A 16,720-nucleotide genomic window follows, 5' to 3' on the forward strand; every position below is an offset into this window, starting at 1 on the left:
CGGCGGGGGTTCGGACGTCACGGCGTGCCGCGGTCCCTCGGCCGCGGCTCCTCCCCCGTCCAGCGCCCGCCCGCCCGGCGGCGCCACCGGCACGGCCGGAACCTCGCTGTGGAGGCCCAGACCGGAGGCGGCCAGCCGGACACCCACCGAGACGATGGATGCGCCAGCGGCATCGATGGACGTCTCGGAGTGGGCCCGCTTGCCGACCCGCAGCGCGGCCTGGAACAGGCCGGACAGCGCGCTGCCCGCCACCCCGGCGGCCTGACCGGCCCGGAAGGCCGTGCGTACCTGACCGAGGATCTGGCTCTCCCCGACGAGCATGGAGTCCAGGCCGCACACCACCGAGAACAGGTGCCCGATGGCCCGCGCCTCGTGGTGGACGTACAGGTGGCCGGCGAGATTACCGAGGTCGATCCCACAGATCCGGCTGAGCTGGTCGGAGATGTCGGCGACTCCGCCGTGGAAGGTCTCGACCTCGGCATAGATCTCGATGCGGTTACACGTCGAGAGCACCACCGCCTCGCTGACGTGGGTGCCCTCGGCCAGATCGTGCAGGACCTTCGGGACCTCCTCGGCCGAGACCGAGGTGCGTTCGAGCAACGACGTGGGCGCGGTCTGGTGGTTGAGCCCGACCACCAGGAGGCTCACGACGCCTCACCTCCGGCCATCAGCGCTCCCGCGGCCGGCAGCGTCCCGCGCGTCGGCGGCGTCCTGTGGGTCGGCGATCCAGGCTCCGGGGTGTGCTCCAAGCGCGCCGCACCCGGTTCCCCCTCCCGATCATCCCGGGTCGGCCGACCGTCCCGAGCCATCCCGGCCGGACGAGCTGCCCCCGCCGGACGAGTCACGCCTACTTGCCGAGTCACCCGCACGACCTCATCCGCATCGGTCTCCAGCCTGTCCGCGGAGGGCTCCGTCCCGTCCGCGCTCGTCACCCCGTCCAGGCCCGTCACCCCGTCCAGGCCCGTCACCCCCCGCGCGGCGAGGACGTCGTCGCCGCCTGGCACCGCCTCGCGTGCCGAGGGCGCCCGCCGCGCCGAGCGCGCCCGGCGCGCCGGCACGGCGTCACGCCCGGAGCCGGCGCCCGGTGTGGATCTCGCGCCCCGTCTCGGTGATGTGTCCCGTGCCGGCGACGGATGTTTGCGTGCTTCATGGAACGAGAGGATCTGCAGTTCCACGGCGAGGTCGACTTTACGCACGTCCACACCGTCGGGTACCGAAAGCACCGTGGGAGCGAAGTTGAGAATGCTGGTGACCCCGGCAGCGACCAGACGGTCACACACCCCCTGCGCCGCGGCGGCCGGCGTGCAGATCATCCCAATCGTGACCTGACCCTGGACGATCACCTGTTCGAGATCGTCGACGGGACTGACGACAACCTCACCGACCCGCTCGCCGACCCGCTCGGGATCCGCGTCGACCAGGGCCACAATCCGAAAGCCCCTGGCATAAAAGCCGCCGTAACCCGCCAGGGCGTGGCCGAGGTTGCCGACTCCCACCAGCACGACCGCTCTGTCCTCGGTGAGGCCCAGTTTCGCGGCGATGCAGTCGAGCAGGACATCCACCTCGTAGCCGACGCCCCGCGTGCCGTAGGAACCGAGATGGGACAGATCCTTGCGGACCTTGGCCGGAGTGACTCCGGCGGCGGCCGCGAGCGTGTCCGAAGACACAGTGTGAACCCCGCTTTCCGCGAGTGTCGCCAGCACGCGGAGGTAGAGCGGAAGCCGCGCGACCGTCGCCTCCGGGACCTCGGAGGAACGCCTGGAAGCCGCGTCACTACGTGTGCGTCGCCGGATCACCGCCGGGCGACGCCGTGGCTGACTCATCCGCGGCTCCGATCTCTAGGCGCGCGGTTACGCCCGGAGCTATGGGCCCGAATCCGTGGCCCCGCCGACACCCGGCGTGCGGTAGTCCCGGCGTACGGTAGTCGGCGCCACAAGTCGGCTGTCCTCGGGCAGTGTACGACTTCGTGAAGGGATTCACGAAGTGCTGAGGAGAACCGGCCCCCTGATCAGCGACCGCCCTCGGCGGGGCGCAGCGCCCACCGGCCGCCGGCGAGCGCCCGCCGCAGCCGGTCCTCCTCCACCCGCCAGTAACCGTGTTCCCGGCCGTCGAGCAGGATGACCGGCACCCGGTCGCCGTAGGCGTCGGCAAGCTGGGGATCGGCGTCGACATTGGCCTCCCGCCACCCGACCTGCTCCTGCTCGGCGACCCGGCCGACCGCCGCCCGCGCGGTATCGCACAGATGACATCCCGTCCGAGTGAGCAGTGTGATACGCACACCGTCGTGGCCGGAATCCGCCCGTTCCAACCCGTCGTCCATTCCACGATGGTAGGCGCGATCCCGGTCGCTGCCGAGTGGCTTCCCGAACCGCTCGAGCGGGACCGAGGTCCGCTCAGGGGCCCGACCCCGACGTGCGGTCCGGTCCGGGCCTCGCCGGGAGACGCCCCTGCCTGCACCCGGACGATCTCCGACTTTCCGCGGCCCCTCCTCCGGCTACACTCAGCTACTAACGGAACCATGTGCGCCGGGCCTCCCGGCCCGCCTTGCCGCGACCGCACCCTCCGGAGCCCGGGCTGTGACCGAATGCACGCTCGCCGACCTCGCCGCCGGCCTCGTCGCCCCGCGCCGCGGCCTGGATGCAGCGCGGGGACCGTCGGTCCCGCTCCTCCCGCTCCTCCCGCTCCTCAGGAGGGACGGGATCCGCGCCCTCCTACCCCGGCTGTCCGGGACCGGACGGCCAACCGCCCCCACGGCGTCGGGATCCACGGTGCCGGCCGGGCCGAGCCGCGCGGCGGGGACGGACCCGGCGGCGGCCACGACGACGGTGGCGGCCTGGCCCGTGGGATCCGCCCGGCATCCCGGCCCCCTCCACCGGCAGGATGCGATGTCCCCGGTGGGCGCCAGGGAGGACCGCGAGCGGGTCGGAGACCCTCCGGGCGATCCGGCCGACGACGACCGGACGGCGCTCGTCTCCCGGGCCCGGCGAGGTGACGTCGACGCCTTCGGGCTGCTCTACGACCGGTACGCCGACCTCGTGTTCCGATACGCGCTGTACCGGCTGGGCGGGGATCCGGTGGCCGCCGAGGACATCGTCAGCGAGACCTTCCTGCGTGCCTTCCGCTCAATCGGCACGTTCCGGTGGCAGGGGCGGGACATCGGTGCCTGGTTCATCACCATCGCTCGCAACCTGCTGGTCGATCAGGCCCGCTCGGCGCGGTGCCGGTTCGAGATCCCGACGGCGGACATCCTCGCCGCAGCCGAGCACCGGGCCACGGCGCTGACGGTACCGAGCCCCGAAGAGTCGATCCTGGCCGTGCTGACCCGCCGCGAGCTGCTCGACGCCGTCCGCGAGCTGCGCCCGGACCAGCAGGAGTGCGTCGCGCTCCGGTTCCTCGAAGGGCTGTCGGTCCGCGAGACCGCGCTGGCCATGGGCCGTAATGAGGGGGCGGTCAAATCCTTGCAATTCAGAGCAATTCGTACACTTGCCCGCGCCCTTCCCGCAACAGACACGGCCTGGCCTCCGGGCCCCTCGCCGTGAGCGATATCCCAGATCACGTCGCAACCGCGGCCCGGTCGTTTTCCATCGGCACTTTCGCGCCGTCACGTTCGAGCGGCGGCCGCCGCGAAGTCGTACCGCACCGTACTCTGACGGCGTGCCGGCGAACCATGGCGTGGATCGCGGCGCGCGGAGGTGGCGACGAGGGGTGGGCGGCGGCCCCGGTCATTTCCCGAGCCGAGCCCTTGCTCCGCCCCGGACAACATGGAGAGTTGACGATGAGGGTGCGACGACGCAGGGACCTGGCCACGACGAGGCAGGCCGCCGAGGCCGCCGCGATCGCCGCCTTGAAGGTCGCGGCCGAGGAGGTTCCGCGGGCTCCGCTGGACGAGTCGGCGGCCGCGTTCTTCGACGTGGACAACACCATGATGGCGGGCGCCTCGATCTTCTACTTCGCCCGCGGCCTGGCCGCCCGGGACTTCTTCAACTCGCGTGACCTGATCCGGTTCGGCTGGCAGCACATCACCTACCGGCTGCGTGGGCTCGAGGACCCGAACGGCATCCGGGACGCTCGGGAGACCGCGCTCGCCTTCGTCGCCGGGCGCACGGTGGCCGAGATCGTCCGTTACGGCGAGGAGATCTACGACGAGCGGATGGCCGAGCAGATCTACTCGGGCACGCACGCGCTCGCCCAGCAGCACCTTGACGCGGGCCAGCGAGTGTGGCTGGTCACGGCCACCCCGGTCGAGCTCGCCTCGGTCATCGCCCGGCGACTGAACCTCACCGGCGCCCTCGGCACGGTCAGCGAGGTCTCCGCCGAGGGCACCTACACCGGCCACCTGGTCGGCGGTCTGCTGCACGGCCAGGCGAAGGCCGAGGCCGTGCAGGCGCTCGCCGAGCGGGAGGGTCTGGACCTGTCCCGGTGCTGGGCCTACTCGGACTCGATCAACGATCTGCCCATGCTCTCCCTGGTGGGCCACCCGGTCGCGATCAACCCGGATCCGGACCTGAAGACCGTGGCCCGGGAACGCGAATGGCCGATCAAGGACTTTCGCACGGCCCGCAAGGCAGCCAAGATCGGCATTCCGACGGCAGCCGGGGTGGGCGCGCTCGCCGGCGGGGTCGCCGCCGGCATGGCGTTGCGGCGCCGGGCCGCGGGCGCCTAGAGCACCTTCGGTGCCGGGAAAGAACCTAGAAGAACACCGAGCGGCGCTGCATCAGCAGGCTGTACAGCGTATGCTGGATGGTCTCCCGGATGCGGTCGGTGAGCTCGAACACCAGCATCGGGTCGTCCGCCGCCTCAGCGGTGTACGTCTTCGTCGGGACCGGCTCCCCGAACTCGATGATCCATTTGGATGGAAGCGGGATGAACCCCAGCAGGCCGAGCCACGGGAAGGTCGGTGTAATCGGCAGGTAGGGCAGCCCGAGCAGGCGAGCGAGCGACCTCGCGTTGCCGATCATAGGATAGATTTCTTCGGCTCCGACGATCGTGCACGGAATGATCGGCGCACCCGTCCGCAACGCGGCCGAGACGAACCCTCCGCGCCCGAACCGCTGCAACTTGTACCGCTCACTGAACGGCTTGCCGACGCCCTTGAAGCCCTCCGGCCAGACCCCGACAAGGTGCCCGGTATTCAGCAGGTGTTCCGCGTCAGCCTGACACGCCAGGGTGTTGCCGATCTTACGAGCCAGCGGGGCCAGGAACGGCACCGCGAACACCAGGTCGGCGGCGAGCATGCGCAGGTGGCGATGGGCCGGATGATGATCGAGGATGGCCACAGCCATCATCAGCGCGTCCATTGGCAGGGTGCCCGAGTGATTGGCCACCACCAGAGCGCCACCCGTGTCCGGGATGTTCTCCAGCCCCCGGGTCTCGACCCGGAAGTAGTCCCGGTAGATCGGCCGCAGCAGCGGAGCGACGACGTGTTCGGTGAGGTCCGGGTCAAACCCGTGCTCGTCGACGACGTAGTCGCCGGTGATGCGCCGCCGCAGAAAGGCCAGCGATCCCGCGAGGGCCGTCTCCAGATCACCGGGTTCGGCCACCGGCGGTGGCGCACCGTCCGTCCCGGCACCGCCGTCGGGCCCGGCACCGGCGGTGGGACCCGTCGTCGGGTCGGACGGCCCACCCGCCGCCGACCGGCTGTCGGTCAGCGTCGCCTCGGCACCGTTGAGCGAGGAGCGAGGGGATGCGGCGGCCGCGGCGGCTGGACCGAGGAAGACCGCGCCGGGGGAAACCCCGTCGAGAAAAGCCGGGTCGTGGGAAGCCGGGTCGTGGGAAGCCGGGTCGTGGGAAGCCGGGTCGGCCGCGGCGGATTTCCAAGGCATGATCTGCGCTTCACCCCGGGATTCGTCACCTTCCATCACGTGTTCCGCCTCCCCCTTGTCCGATCCCGCATCTGGCGGGCCGCAACCGCCCCCCATCACCGTGTTCCCACCAACCGGCGTCGGGCCAGCGAGTCGAGCATCCTGTGCTCGGCCCGGGAGATCAGATCGTGGTCGATGGTGAACCGGAGCCCGCGCTGGCGGACGAAACTGTCGAAGGTCTCCACCGTCGAGTACCGGGGCCGGTAACCGAAGATCTCCTTCAGTCGGGTCGTGTCCACGGCCCGGCCGTGCGCGAGAAAGTCGAGCTGCTCAGCGGAGAAGTCGACGAGCCGCAGCCGCCGGGCGACCCCGCCCAACATCCCGATCATGGGGAACGGCACCGGCGTGAACGGCCGACCCGCTCGGCGGATCGCCTGCGAAAGCAGGAGCACACCGTCCCCGGCCACGTTGAACGTCCCCGGGTGGGCGCCGCGGGTCGCGCGCATCAGCACGGCCAGCGCGTCATCGGAGTGCAACAGCTGGATGCGGGGGTCGAAGCCAAGGACCGTGGGAACCAGCGGAAGGTCCAGATAGCGCGCGAGCGGGCTGTCGATCTGCGGACCGAGGATGTTGGTGAACCGCAGCACGGTTACCGCGATGTCGGGACGTCGCCGGCTGAATCCACGCACGTAACCCTCGACCTCGACGGCGTCCTTGGCATAGCCACCGGTGGGCAGGGCGCGCGGCTCGGTGTCCTCCGTAAACAGCGCAGGGTCGCGAGCGGACGACCCGTAGATCGACGTCGTGGACTTCACTACCAGCTTGGTGACACTGGGCGCCTTCTGACACGCGGCCAGCAGCTGCATCGTGCCGATGACGTTGATTTCCTTCATCGCGGTCCGTCCACCCGCACCGAGCGGCGTGGCGATCACGTTCAGGTGCAGCACCGCATCAATCTCCGTGGTAGAAATCACCTTTGCGATCAACGGATGCCGGATGTCCGCGCGCACGAACTGGGTCCGCCCGAGGTCGCTGGTGGGAGCAGTGGTATCGACCCCGACAACGGCTTCGACCCCCGGGTCAGCCGCGAGCGCCATCGCCACCTGCGCCCCCAACGGCCGCGCTACACCGGTCACCAACACACGGCGTGGTCTCATGGCAGTCTCCCGCAACGCCCGCATGGTCCAGTCCGGCACCCGGACCGGATGGCCGGGCGGCCGGGCAGCCCGAACCAGGCCGACCGGAGCACGCCACCGTTCCCCGGGGCCGAAGGCCACGATGTCCGGCCGAGGAAGGTTCACGCGGTCCGATCGTGGGCTCATCGTACGCCCATCCCTCGACCGCTCACTGCGCAGCGTAAGGCCAGCCGCGCACATCGACTACGAAGAGCGGGGAAAAAATAACCCGTCCAAGCCGGAGGAGGATCGACGCCGGCCAGGCCCGGTGCCGCTGCCGCCGCTGCCGGCCCAGCGGTGATGCCGGCATCACCGCTGGGCCGGCAGCGGGAGATCCCGGATGGAGCGTCCCGGTGACGGGCTCCTCGGCAGTTGTGCCACGACGACCGCGTCCTGGCGCCGCAGCCGCAGCAGGTCGGCCGCTCGCCCACAGTTTACCGCGATCATCACCCGACGCAACGCATCCTCGCACAGGGTAACTCCACCGCGAGGCACATCGCCGTAGGTATACGTGAACGTGAGCCGCATGACGCGGTTGCCGGCGCGGACCTCGACCAGATCTCCCAACAGAATGCCAGCGGCCTCCAACTCGGCCCGGGTCATGTTGAGCGAGAGGTTGCCGAAGTGGTCGACGGACACGACCTCGCCGTGCACATGGTCGTCGTCGACGCTGCACGCCCGCGGCTGGAAACGCGTGAGCGTGCCGGGGTCGAGCCGGGGGCCGACGTCGGTGAGGGCGAGTCCGGCAGCAAGCCGGGCCGCGACCGGCGCATAGACGTCCCGTCCCCGGAACACCGCGGTGGGCAGCGGCAGCCACAGCTCCCGGTTGGAGATCTCGTGCACCGCGGCGACGCCACCGAGCGCCTCCCAGGCCAGCGACGCCACGCCGTTGTCCGGGCAGACGAAGGCCGAGCCGTCCGTGCTCCGGATCGCCACGCCACGGGTGTAACCGTCGGCATCGAGCCGCTCCACGACGACGAGATGAACCCCTATCGGAAGATAACCGATCGCGCCGACCAGGGTGACGGCCGCATGCCCGACGTCCTGCGGCGCGATGGCGTGGCAGACGTCGAGGACGCGCGCCGACGGGGCGTGCCGCGCGATAACCCCGTGACACACCCCTACAGAGGCATCGTCGACGCCGTAGTCGGACAGGAAATTGATCCACGATCCCGTCATGCCGTCTCCCTGGCTGCGGGCCGGCCACGCTGCCACCCGAGGGAAACAGTCTGCCACACGGTAACAGTTACAGCACGCAAAGCCACATGCTACGAGACGACATGGCGGTACGAACTCGTGGCGTGCGAGGTGGACGCCGGACGCTGGGGACCGCGGATCGGCCGACTACCTCCAGGTGCGACCGGACTCCCGAGTACGCCCCACCCCCCGGTGGGCGACCCGCGTACTGGTGCGCTACCTACTTCCTGTCAGCGGCCTGACTTCCTGTCAGCGGCCTACTTCTTGTTGCGGCGCTGAACGCGCGTCCGCTTCAGCAACTTGCGGTGCTTCTTCTTGGCCATCCGCTTACGACGCTTCTTGATGACAGAACCCACGTACCCGACCGATCTATGTTGAGGAAGTTACCGGGCGAGCCTACCCGCCACGGCGGGCAACCATCGGAGCCCAGGCACTCCGGTACCCAGGTGCTCCGGTACCCAGGTGCTCCGGTACCCCGGTACCCCGGTACCCGGGTGCTCTCAACCACGGCCGAGTTCCCGCGACCGACTGCTCGCCGCCTCCAGGGCGTCCATGAGCGCCGCGCGCACACCGCGACGGTCCAGCTCCCGCAGCGCCGCGATCGTGGTCCCGGCCGGCGAGGTGACGGCCTCCCGCAACAGCGCCGGATGCTCGCCGCTCTCGCGCAGCATCCGCGCCGAGCCCAGAGCGGTTTGGGTCATGAGTTCCGCGGCCAGGGTCCGGGGCAGCCCGAGGAGCACACCCGCCTCGATCATCGCATCGACAAGGTAGAAGAAGTACGCCGGTCCGCTACCGGACAGGGCCGTCACCGCGTCGAGCTGGGACTCCGCCACCCGCGTCACCCTGCCGACCGGCGTCAGCAGGGCCTCTGCCGTGGCAAGGTGCTCCTCCTCGGCGTAGCGGCCCCCGCAGATCGCCGACATCGCCTCCCCGACGAGCAGCGGGGTGTTCGTCATCACCCGGACTACTGGGGGAAGCGAAGGTAGCCGCTCCTCGAGAAGATCAGTGGTGATGCCCGCCGCCAACGACACCACGAGCGTCCCGTTCGCCACAACCGACCCGATCTCGGCCAGCAGGGTCCCGACGTCCTGGGGCTTCACCGCGATGATCAGAACATCCGCCTTGGCGGCGGCCACCGCCGGCGCCTGCACCTCGACGCCGTGACTCGCCACGATCTCACCAGCTCGGTCGGCATCACGTTCGGCCACGACGATGTCCTGAGCGGCATGTCCGGACCGCAGCAGCCCCGACAGCATCGCCCCGCCGAGCCGTCCCGCCCCCATGACCGTAACGATCATGACCATCCTTCCCTTCCACCCGCTTCTACCCCGGTCTGGAGGTTACGGCGCCCTCGGGCGGCCAGCGGAACGCGGATCCCGGCCCACCGTCGTGCGCGGGCTATCAGCCGTAGCCCGACTGGCGATCGGCTCCGCGTCGCCCGTCGTACTCGAGCCGGCGTTCGTGGCCACCCCAGTGGCCGGGTTCGTGACCCGTCCAGAGCTCGTGTCGCGTCCAGGGCTCGTGACGTTCACCTTGCCGGCCGGCGACGGATCGAGGATCGTAGATTATTTTCGGCGGTGTATGGGCGGTCCGTGGCCGCCGGCCGCTGCGCCTCCTCGCCGCCGTTCTGCCGGCCTCGCACCGCCCACGACAGGTCGGCGGTCTCGGTGAGTCCGTACCCATACCCCGGCCAAGGACGGGCGTAGCCCTCATCGATCCATTCATCGGCATCGGCCGGGCCAGCCGCCGGTTGATCGGACCCGACCTCGTACGACGACCAGCCACCGTCGTCCGACCGGTTACCGTCCGACCAGCCGCCCTGCGACCGGGCCCCGGGCGGATCGCCGGGCCGGTCGCGATCCAGCCGATCAGACTGACCGATCGCGGCCGGCGCGGGCCCACGGGGGGTGTCGGCCCACGGGGGTCGGGCACGCTGCGCGGGCTTCTCCACGAACCGGTTCGAGAAGTACGCGATGAACGTGCTGACCGCCGCCGCCACGACGACCGACGGCCACAGCCCGATCCGGGGCACCAGCTGCCCGTTCGCAGCCGAGATCACCGGATAGTGCCAGAGGTAGATACTGAAAGTGATCTTTCCGAGGAAGGTCATCCGCGGACCACCCAGCAGGCGAACCCAGCAGGCGTCGCGACGCAGGTCGGCGCCCAGAATGACCACGGCACCGAGCAGGGCGCTGGGCAGGTAGGCGGCATGGTCGAGCCAGTTGGCGTCATAACCGTCCTTGTCCGGCCCAAGGAAGGCGAAGAAGATCAATCCGATCCCCGCGACGAGGCCGAAATCGGCGATCCGACGGCCCGCCCGCCAACGCTCGACCGTCGCCGCCGTGACAGGGGTCATCGTGCCGATCTGCTGGGCGTGCCGGCGGCGGCGCGGCGCGGTCAGGCCCGGCTCCTCTGCGACGAGGGCGCGCAGGCGGGTGTCACGCCAGACCGCCAGCAGACAGCCGATCAGCAGCGGGGTGACGTGCGTGTCCAGCGCGAGGTACACCCGCGAGTGCGGGGCGCCGCCGACGGCCACGGTCCAGGTCCAGACCGCCGCGAAGGCGATCATGGCGAGAAGTATCTTCAGCAGGTGCGCCCGGAACCGGTCCGAGCGGCTGACAATCAGGAACAGCCCCGGCCACAGGAGATAGAACTGCTCCTCCAGGGACAAGGACCACACGTGGGCCAACCATCGCCCACCGGCGGCAGGATGTAGGACCTTGTACCAGTTGTTGACATTGAAGAAGGCGGAGAGCGCACTCCCGATGTAGTCGTCCCGGAAGGGGATGTCGTTCCATTTGAATGCCACTGTCACCACGAGCCCGACGAGCAGGTACACCCACATCGCGGGCATCAGCCGGTAGGCCCGGCGCACCAAGAATCGACTCACCGAGATCGTCCCGGTCCGGCTGTGTTCGGTCAGCAGGAGCGCGGTGATAAGAAATCCACTCAGCACGAAGAAGACGTCGACGGCGACGTTGCTGGCATGGATCGCGCCCATGTGGCCGGCGAGGATGGTGTAGATACAGACGATCCGCAACCCGTCCAGCGCCGGGTTGTACGCGAACTTCGCCGCGGCGGCAGCCGCCGAGGGCTCGGCCGGCCCGGCCGGCACGGAGGGTCCGGCCGGCGGCTCCCAGCCGGCCGGGGTGCCGTCGCGCTTTATCCTTGTCGCCTCAGTCTGCTGCGGAGCAAGCCGCATGATGACCGTCGCCTCCTCCAGCGGGCGCCGGCAGTCCCGGCACCGACGCCCGACACTCAGGGTGACCGCACGGTGCCGCGGTGACCCGAGCGTGAGTCGCTCCCGAACCACGCCTCCGGTCGGACCAATGGCCCGGACGCGGGTACCCGTATCACTCCGCTACGCCAGCGAAGTCAGACACCACTGTGCGAATGACGCAAGACTAACGGATCGGAAAATTCAGGGCGAGACGGGTACCAGTGGCCACAAAACAACGTCACACCAAAAAAAAGCGACGCTGTGCGCACGGTTCATTACGAAGACACATCGGCCGAACCATGGCGTCACGGTGCGTCAGAGAAAAGGGGGGAGATCGCCGGCTGGGAGAGCCGCGGCAGAGGCGCCCACGCCGTCTCTCCCGCGCGCTACTCGGGAACCCGGGCAATCACCAGGAGCGTACGAAACGGCTCGACGACGACACCGTCAGGAAAGGCGCGCAGCATCGTGCGACGCTCCGCGTCGAGGAAATCGCCGAGGCGATCGCCGATGGCCGCGACGTAGGACTTCGACCGCTGCCACGTGAGGTAGTCATCGATGTTAATCCGGCGCCGCCATCGGCCGGTCAGAGTGACGACCTCACTGAAGTGGCCGGTCCACCGCAGCTCGTCGGCGAACGGCCGCGCACGGTACCCGCGGTGATATCCGGGGTTCATCCGCTCGAGCCGTTCCTGCTGGCGCTGCCACCACCGGTACTCCTCGGCGTCGACGTCGTTCCACCACACGGCGAGGGCTCCGCCGGGCCGCAGCACGCGGGCGGCCTCGGCCGCGGCGGTCGGCACATGTACCCAGTGCCATGCCTGGGCATAGCAGACCAGGTCGGCAACCTGGTTCCGGAAGGGCAACGCCTCCCCGTCCCCGCACACCGTGGGCAGTCCGGGGCTCCGCTCGCGCAACCGCGCCAGCATGTTCGGCCCGGGTTCCACCGGTACCACCCGCGCGCCCCGGCCGATCAGCAGGCGCGTGGCGATGCCGGTCCCGGCGCCGACGTCAAGCACGTCCGCGCCGCGCAGCGGCCGCCCGAGGAACCGCTCGACGTCACGGAAGATGTGGTCGGGATAACTCGGCCTGGCCGCGGCGTAGGCATCCGCCAACGGGTCGAACAGCGAGCCGGTGGGGGTACGACCAGAAGGGACGGACACTCCGCCATGGTGGCACTCGACCATAGCGGCGATCCACGGGAACGGTGTCAGCCCCGGACGCGGGTCAGCTGTCGGTGGATCAGCTATCGGTGGATCAGCCGTAGGTGGAACGGAGTCCTGCGGCGGACGGTGCGGCGAAGTGCAGACGGGTGAACGCCAGCGCCTCGGCGAGTTCGGCCTCGCGCTGGGCGCGCGACTCGGCCCGCCTGGTGTTGATCTCGACCACCACGGTGCCGGCGAAACCGCCAGCGGCCAGCAGTTCGAGCAGCTCGGCACAGGGCTGCGTGCCACGACCGGGGACGAGATGTTCGTCTTTGGCCGAGCCCAGACCATCGGCCATGTGCACGTGGACCAGCCGCTCGCCGAGAAGCTCGGCCATCTCGAGCGGGTCCGAGCGGGACACACTCGTGTGCGACAGGTCGAGGGTGACATGCGCGTAGTCATCCTCGACCGGGGACCAGTCCGGGGCATAGGCGGAGACCTCCCGCCCCCGCGCCCGCAGCGGGAACATGTTCTCCACCGCGAAGCGGATGTCGGTCTCGCCGGCCATCCGCTCGATGCCCGTCACAAACTCGCGGGCATAGTCCCGCTGCCAGCGAAACGGAGGGTGGACGACGACCGTCGACGCGCCGAGCGTCTCAGCCGCGGTACGGGCCCGCACCAGCTTCGCCCATGGATCCGTACCCCAGACCCGCTGGGTGAGCAGCAGGCACGGCGCGTGAATGGCCAGAATCGGGATGCCGTGATAGTCCATCAGCCGCTTCAGCGCCTGCGGATCCTGGCTGACCGGATCGGTCCAGACCATAATCTCGACCCCGTCATACCCCAGCCGCGCCGCCATCTCGAAGGCCGAGGCGGTGGACTCGGGATAGGTCGAAGCCGTGGAGAGCGCTACGCGGGCACCCGGAGCGGTCGTGACCAGCTCGGGCGCTCCGCGCGGGACAACGGGCGAGGAGCCACCGCCACCACCGCAGCCGCCGCCGGGCCCCGGACCGCCCGCGGCCCTGCCGGACGAGATCGGGGCGGGAGCCATCGCGGTCGGCGCCACCGACCGCGCGTCGTCACGCCATGCCTGCAATCCGTCTCCCTGCCGCGCGAGCCGGGGGTTGGCCGTCATGACCGACCTCTCTCCCAGGCTAGGCCATCTCCGCGGGCCCGCCCGCACAGACATCCGCGGGATGACGGTTGGAACCCCCCTATCGCCCGTGACAACGGCCACATCAGGCAATTACGCACCTCGAAAGCACTTTCTGCAACTCCCATGTCACCCTCTGCTGGGTAAAGGGAATTCATCGCTCCGGCGTCAGGATGAGGTGAGCCAGTCCAGCCGGCGCAGGATCACCCCTTCACGCAGGGCCCAGGGGCAGATCTCCACCTCGTGGATGGCAAACAGACCGAGAGCCTCGTCCGCGACGACCGCCCCCGCGACCAGCTGGGCCGCCCGGGAGGCGGAGACGCCCGGCAGCGCCGCGCGTTCCTCGACCGACATCCGGCACACCTTGGCCGTCACCTCCGCGAGGTCGTCCCGGCGCAGCACCCGGCGGGTATAGGGACCGCGGCTGTAGGGCTCCGCACCGGCGATCCGGGCCAGCGACCGGAAGGTCTTCGACGTCGCCACCGCCCTCGTGTGCTCCCCCAGGGGGTAGATCGTGCCCACGATCGGCGCGATCTGGGACCGGACATAACGGCGCAGCTCGCTGAGCTCGGACCGCTTGGGCGGGTCGCTCGGGACCAGCCAGTCCCGGGTCAGCCGGCTCGCGCCGAGCGGCAGGGATGCGACCACCTCGGGATCCTCGTGCATGCCGGCGCCGATCTCCAGGGAACCACCGCCGATGTCCAACGCCAGCAACCGGCCGGCGCTCCAGCCGAACCACCGGCGGACGGCGAGGAAGGTCAACCTGGCCTCCTCCTCCCCGGGCAGGACGCCGATGGCGACCCCGGTGGCCTCGCCCACCCGGCGCAGGACCGCCTCTCCGTTGGTGGCGTCCCGCAACGCCGACGTGGCGAAGGCCGCCAGATCGTAGACCCCGAGCGCGTCGGCCTGCTGGCGCATGTCCAGAATGCAGGAGGTCAGGGCGCGCTCTCCGGCGGCGTCCAGCGCCCCGTCCGCGTCGAGCAGTTCCACCAGCCGCAGCGGCACGCGCACGCTGGCGGCCGGCTGTGGCTGGCCGCCCCGGTGCGCGTCCACGACAAGCAGGTGGACGGTGTTCGAGCCGATGTCGATCACACCAAGACGCATCGGACCGGGATGTGGACCCGCCGGGAGCGGACTCACCGCGGCCGCCTGCCGTCCCGGAGCGACAGCGGCGTCGGGCTGCGCCACGATCTTCGGAAACCACGCACCCGGACACACGCCACCGAGCACCTCTTCACCGTTCCCTCCGGCCGCGACCGCCGGGGTCACGGCTCGAACTTGTATCCCAGTCCCCGAACGGTCACCAGGTGCCGCGGGTTGCCGGGTTCGTGCTCGATCTTTGTCCGCAGTCGTTTGACGTGGACATCCAGGGTCTTGGTGTCGCCGACGTAGTCCGACCCCCAGACCCGGTCGATCAGTTGGCCCCGGGTCAGCACCCGGCCCGCGTTGCGCAGGAACATCTCCAACAGCTCGAACTCCTTGAGCGGCAGGGTGACCGTGGTCCCGTCGACGGTGACGACATGGCGCTCAACGTCCATCCGGACCGGGCCTGCCTCCAACGTCGCGTCCCCCACCTCCTCGTTCTCCGACCGCCGCCGCAGCACCGCGCGGATCCGCGCCACCAGTTCCCGGGCGGAGAACGGCTTCGTGACGTAGTCGTCCGCTCCGAGTTCCAGCCCGAGCACCTTGTCGATCTCGCTGTCCCGAGCGGTCAGCATGATGATCGGCACAGTGGAACGGGTTCGCAAGGTTCGGCACACTTCCGTGCCCGACAGGCCCGGCAGCATGAGGTCCAGCAGCACAAGATCAGCCCCCCGCCGATCGAACTCGGCCAGCGCGCTGGGGCCGTCGGCGACGACTCCCACCTCGAAGCCCTCCCGTTCCAACATGAACGACAACGCGTCGGAGAAGGACTCCTCGTCCTCGACCACGAGCAGCCGGGTCACCTGTTCGCTCCCCTTGTTACGTTGGACGGACCGGCCGACCCGGACCGCTTCCTGTTACTGTCGATGGGACGGGTGGACCCGCCGCGTTCACTGGTCATGACCAGTACCGTTCACCGTTCACGAACCGCCACCGAGTTCATCATCGCCATGATGTTCATCATCGCCATGATGTTCACCATCGCCCCGACCGCGGGCGTCGGCACCGACCCCGACGACGTCGAAGCCATCCACCCCGTCATCCTCGCGGGTTTCGTCCGGGCCGTCCGTCATCGCATCGTCATCGTCGCCGGTGAACAGCGGCAGCCGGAGCGTGAAGGTGGAACCCGCGCCCTCGGCGCTCCACACGGAGACCACGCCGCCGTGATTGGTCGCGATGTGCTTGACGATGGCGAGCCCCAGGCCGGTCCCACCGGTCGCGCGGGATCGCGCCGGATCCGCCCGATAGAAGCGTTCGAAGACCCGTTCCAGGTCCTTCTCCGCGATCCCGATGCCCTCGTCGGCGACGGAGATCTCCACGGTCCCACCGCTGCGCCGGACCCCGAGCACGACCCGGGTGCCACGCGGCGAGTAGCTGATCGCATTGTCGAGCAGGTTCGCGACGGCGGTCACGAGCTGGCCCTCGTCCCCGCACACCGGCAAGTCATCGTCGCCGATCACCACAACCGAGATCGCCTGGGCCTGCGCTGCCAGCCGGGTGCGGTCGACCGCCTCGGTGAGCACCGCGGACGCCCGCATCGGCCGCAGGTTGGGCAGCGGATCGGCGCCCTGCAGCCGGGAGAGATCGATGATCTCCTGAACCAGACGGGCGAGCCGGGCCGATTCGTGGGTCATCCGGGAGGCGAACCGGCGGACTGCCACCGGGTCCTCGCAGGCCGCGGCGACCGCTTCGGCAAGGACGTGCAACGCACCGACCGGTGTCTTGAGCTCGTGGCTGATGTTCGCCACGAAGTCCCGACGGACGGCCTCGACCCGACGCGACTCGGTGATGTCATCCACGATGACGGCGACATGACCGGACGAGTCCAGCAGCCGGGCCCGGGCACGCACCGCCAGCCCCTCCTGGTCCGGTCGGGGACGGGTGAGGGG

At 69.9% G+C, this 16,720-nt stretch carries 16 protein-coding genes; 2 read left to right on the top strand and 14 right to left on the bottom strand.

Annotated elements, in window-relative coordinates:
- The 3 genes from AC08OP_RS07720 to AC08OP_RS07730 form a co-directional block, all read right to left on the bottom strand.
- Nucleotides 1-648: glutamyl-tRNA reductase (locus AC08OP_RS07720; protein ID WP_476613555.1), on the bottom strand; the 648-nt coding region annotated here is incomplete at its 3' end.
- The gene (locus AC08OP_RS07725; RefSeq protein WP_476613556.1) at nt 645-1,823 is read right to left on the bottom strand and encodes a redox-sensing transcriptional repressor Rex; all 1,179 of its coding nucleotides are present in this window, start codon (nt 1,821-1,823) and stop codon (nt 645-647) included. The genes AC08OP_RS07725 and AC08OP_RS07720, both read right to left, overlap by 4 nt.
- A gap of 185 nt (nt 1,824-2,008) precedes the next feature.
- A complete protein-coding gene (locus AC08OP_RS07730; protein ID WP_476613557.1) occupies nt 2,009-2,320 on the bottom strand; it encodes a glutaredoxin family protein in 312 nt (103 codons plus the stop codon).
- A 256-nt stretch (nt 2,321-2,576) separates the two neighbouring features.
- On the opposite strand from AC08OP_RS07730, the gene AC08OP_RS07735 reads away from it, so the two are divergent.
- Together AC08OP_RS07735 and AC08OP_RS07740 are read left to right on the top strand one after the other, a co-directional pair.
- Nucleotides 2,577-3,539, top strand: a complete 963-nt coding sequence (locus AC08OP_RS07735; RefSeq protein ID WP_476613558.1) for a sigma-70 family RNA polymerase sigma factor — start codon at nt 2,577-2,579, stop codon at nt 3,537-3,539.
- Between the two features lie 236 nt (nt 3,540-3,775).
- Nucleotides 3,776-4,663 carry an HAD family hydrolase gene (locus tag AC08OP_RS07740; protein ID WP_462189301.1) on the top strand — a complete coding sequence of 296 codons (888 nt, stop codon included), beginning with the start codon at nt 3,776-3,778 and terminating at the stop codon, nt 4,661-4,663.
- Between the two features lie 25 nt (nt 4,664-4,688).
- On the opposite strand, the gene AC08OP_RS07745 is transcribed toward AC08OP_RS07740, so the two are convergent.
- The 11 genes from AC08OP_RS07745 to AC08OP_RS07795 form a co-directional block, all read right to left on the bottom strand.
- Nucleotides 4,689-5,822: a lysophospholipid acyltransferase family protein gene (locus AC08OP_RS07745; RefSeq protein ID WP_476613559.1), complete on the bottom strand. Its 1,134-nt coding sequence runs from the start codon at nt 5,820-5,822 to the stop codon at nt 4,689-4,691.
- A 95-nt stretch (nt 5,823-5,917) separates the two neighbouring features.
- Nucleotides 5,918-6,958: an NAD-dependent epimerase/dehydratase family protein gene (locus AC08OP_RS07750; protein WP_462187954.1), complete on the bottom strand. Its 1,041-nt coding sequence runs from the start codon at nt 6,956-6,958 to the stop codon at nt 5,918-5,920.
- A 327-nt stretch (nt 6,959-7,285) separates the two neighbouring features.
- The gene (locus AC08OP_RS07755) at nt 7,286-8,155 is read right to left on the bottom strand and encodes an SAM hydrolase/SAM-dependent halogenase family protein (protein ID WP_476613560.1); all 870 of its coding nucleotides are present in this window, start codon (nt 8,153-8,155) and stop codon (nt 7,286-7,288) included.
- Between the two features lie 275 nt (nt 8,156-8,430).
- Nucleotides 8,431-8,529 (bottom strand): 30S ribosomal protein bS22, encoded by a 99-nt coding sequence (locus tag AC08OP_RS07760; RefSeq protein WP_003948845.1) that lies wholly within the window; start codon nt 8,527-8,529, stop codon nt 8,431-8,433.
- Between the two features lie 144 nt (nt 8,530-8,673).
- Nucleotides 8,674-9,471: a pyrroline-5-carboxylate reductase gene (gene proC / locus AC08OP_RS07765; protein ID WP_476613561.1), complete on the bottom strand. Its 798-nt coding sequence runs from the start codon at nt 9,469-9,471 to the stop codon at nt 8,674-8,676.
- 230 nt (nt 9,472-9,701) lie between these two features.
- Complete coding sequence (locus AC08OP_RS07770; RefSeq protein ID WP_476613562.1) at nt 9,702-11,375, bottom strand: acyltransferase family protein; 1,674 nt, start codon at nt 11,373-11,375, stop codon at nt 9,702-9,704.
- A 404-nt stretch (nt 11,376-11,779) separates the two neighbouring features.
- A complete protein-coding gene (locus AC08OP_RS07775; protein ID WP_476613563.1) occupies nt 11,780-12,577 on the bottom strand; it encodes a class I SAM-dependent methyltransferase in 798 nt (265 codons plus the stop codon).
- 70 nt (nt 12,578-12,647) lie between these two features.
- The gene (locus tag AC08OP_RS07780) at nt 12,648-13,586 is read right to left on the bottom strand and encodes a sugar phosphate isomerase/epimerase family protein (RefSeq protein ID WP_476613566.1); all 939 of its coding nucleotides are present in this window, start codon (nt 13,584-13,586) and stop codon (nt 12,648-12,650) included.
- Between the two features lie 270 nt (nt 13,587-13,856).
- Nucleotides 13,857-14,792 carry a Ppx/GppA phosphatase family protein gene (locus AC08OP_RS07785; protein WP_476613564.1) on the bottom strand — a complete coding sequence of 312 codons (936 nt, stop codon included), beginning with the start codon at nt 14,790-14,792 and terminating at the stop codon, nt 13,857-13,859.
- 161 nt (nt 14,793-14,953) lie between these two features.
- Nucleotides 14,954-15,634 carry a response regulator transcription factor gene (locus AC08OP_RS07790; RefSeq protein ID WP_011434934.1) on the bottom strand — a complete coding sequence of 227 codons (681 nt, stop codon included), beginning with the start codon at nt 15,632-15,634 and terminating at the stop codon, nt 14,954-14,956.
- Between the two features lie 117 nt (nt 15,635-15,751).
- Nucleotides 15,752-16,720 (bottom strand): sensor histidine kinase (locus AC08OP_RS07795; protein WP_476613565.1); only part of this gene is annotated, 969 nt, incomplete at its 5' end.

It is taken from the genome of Frankia sp. CeRuru1 (assembly GCF_977966315.1).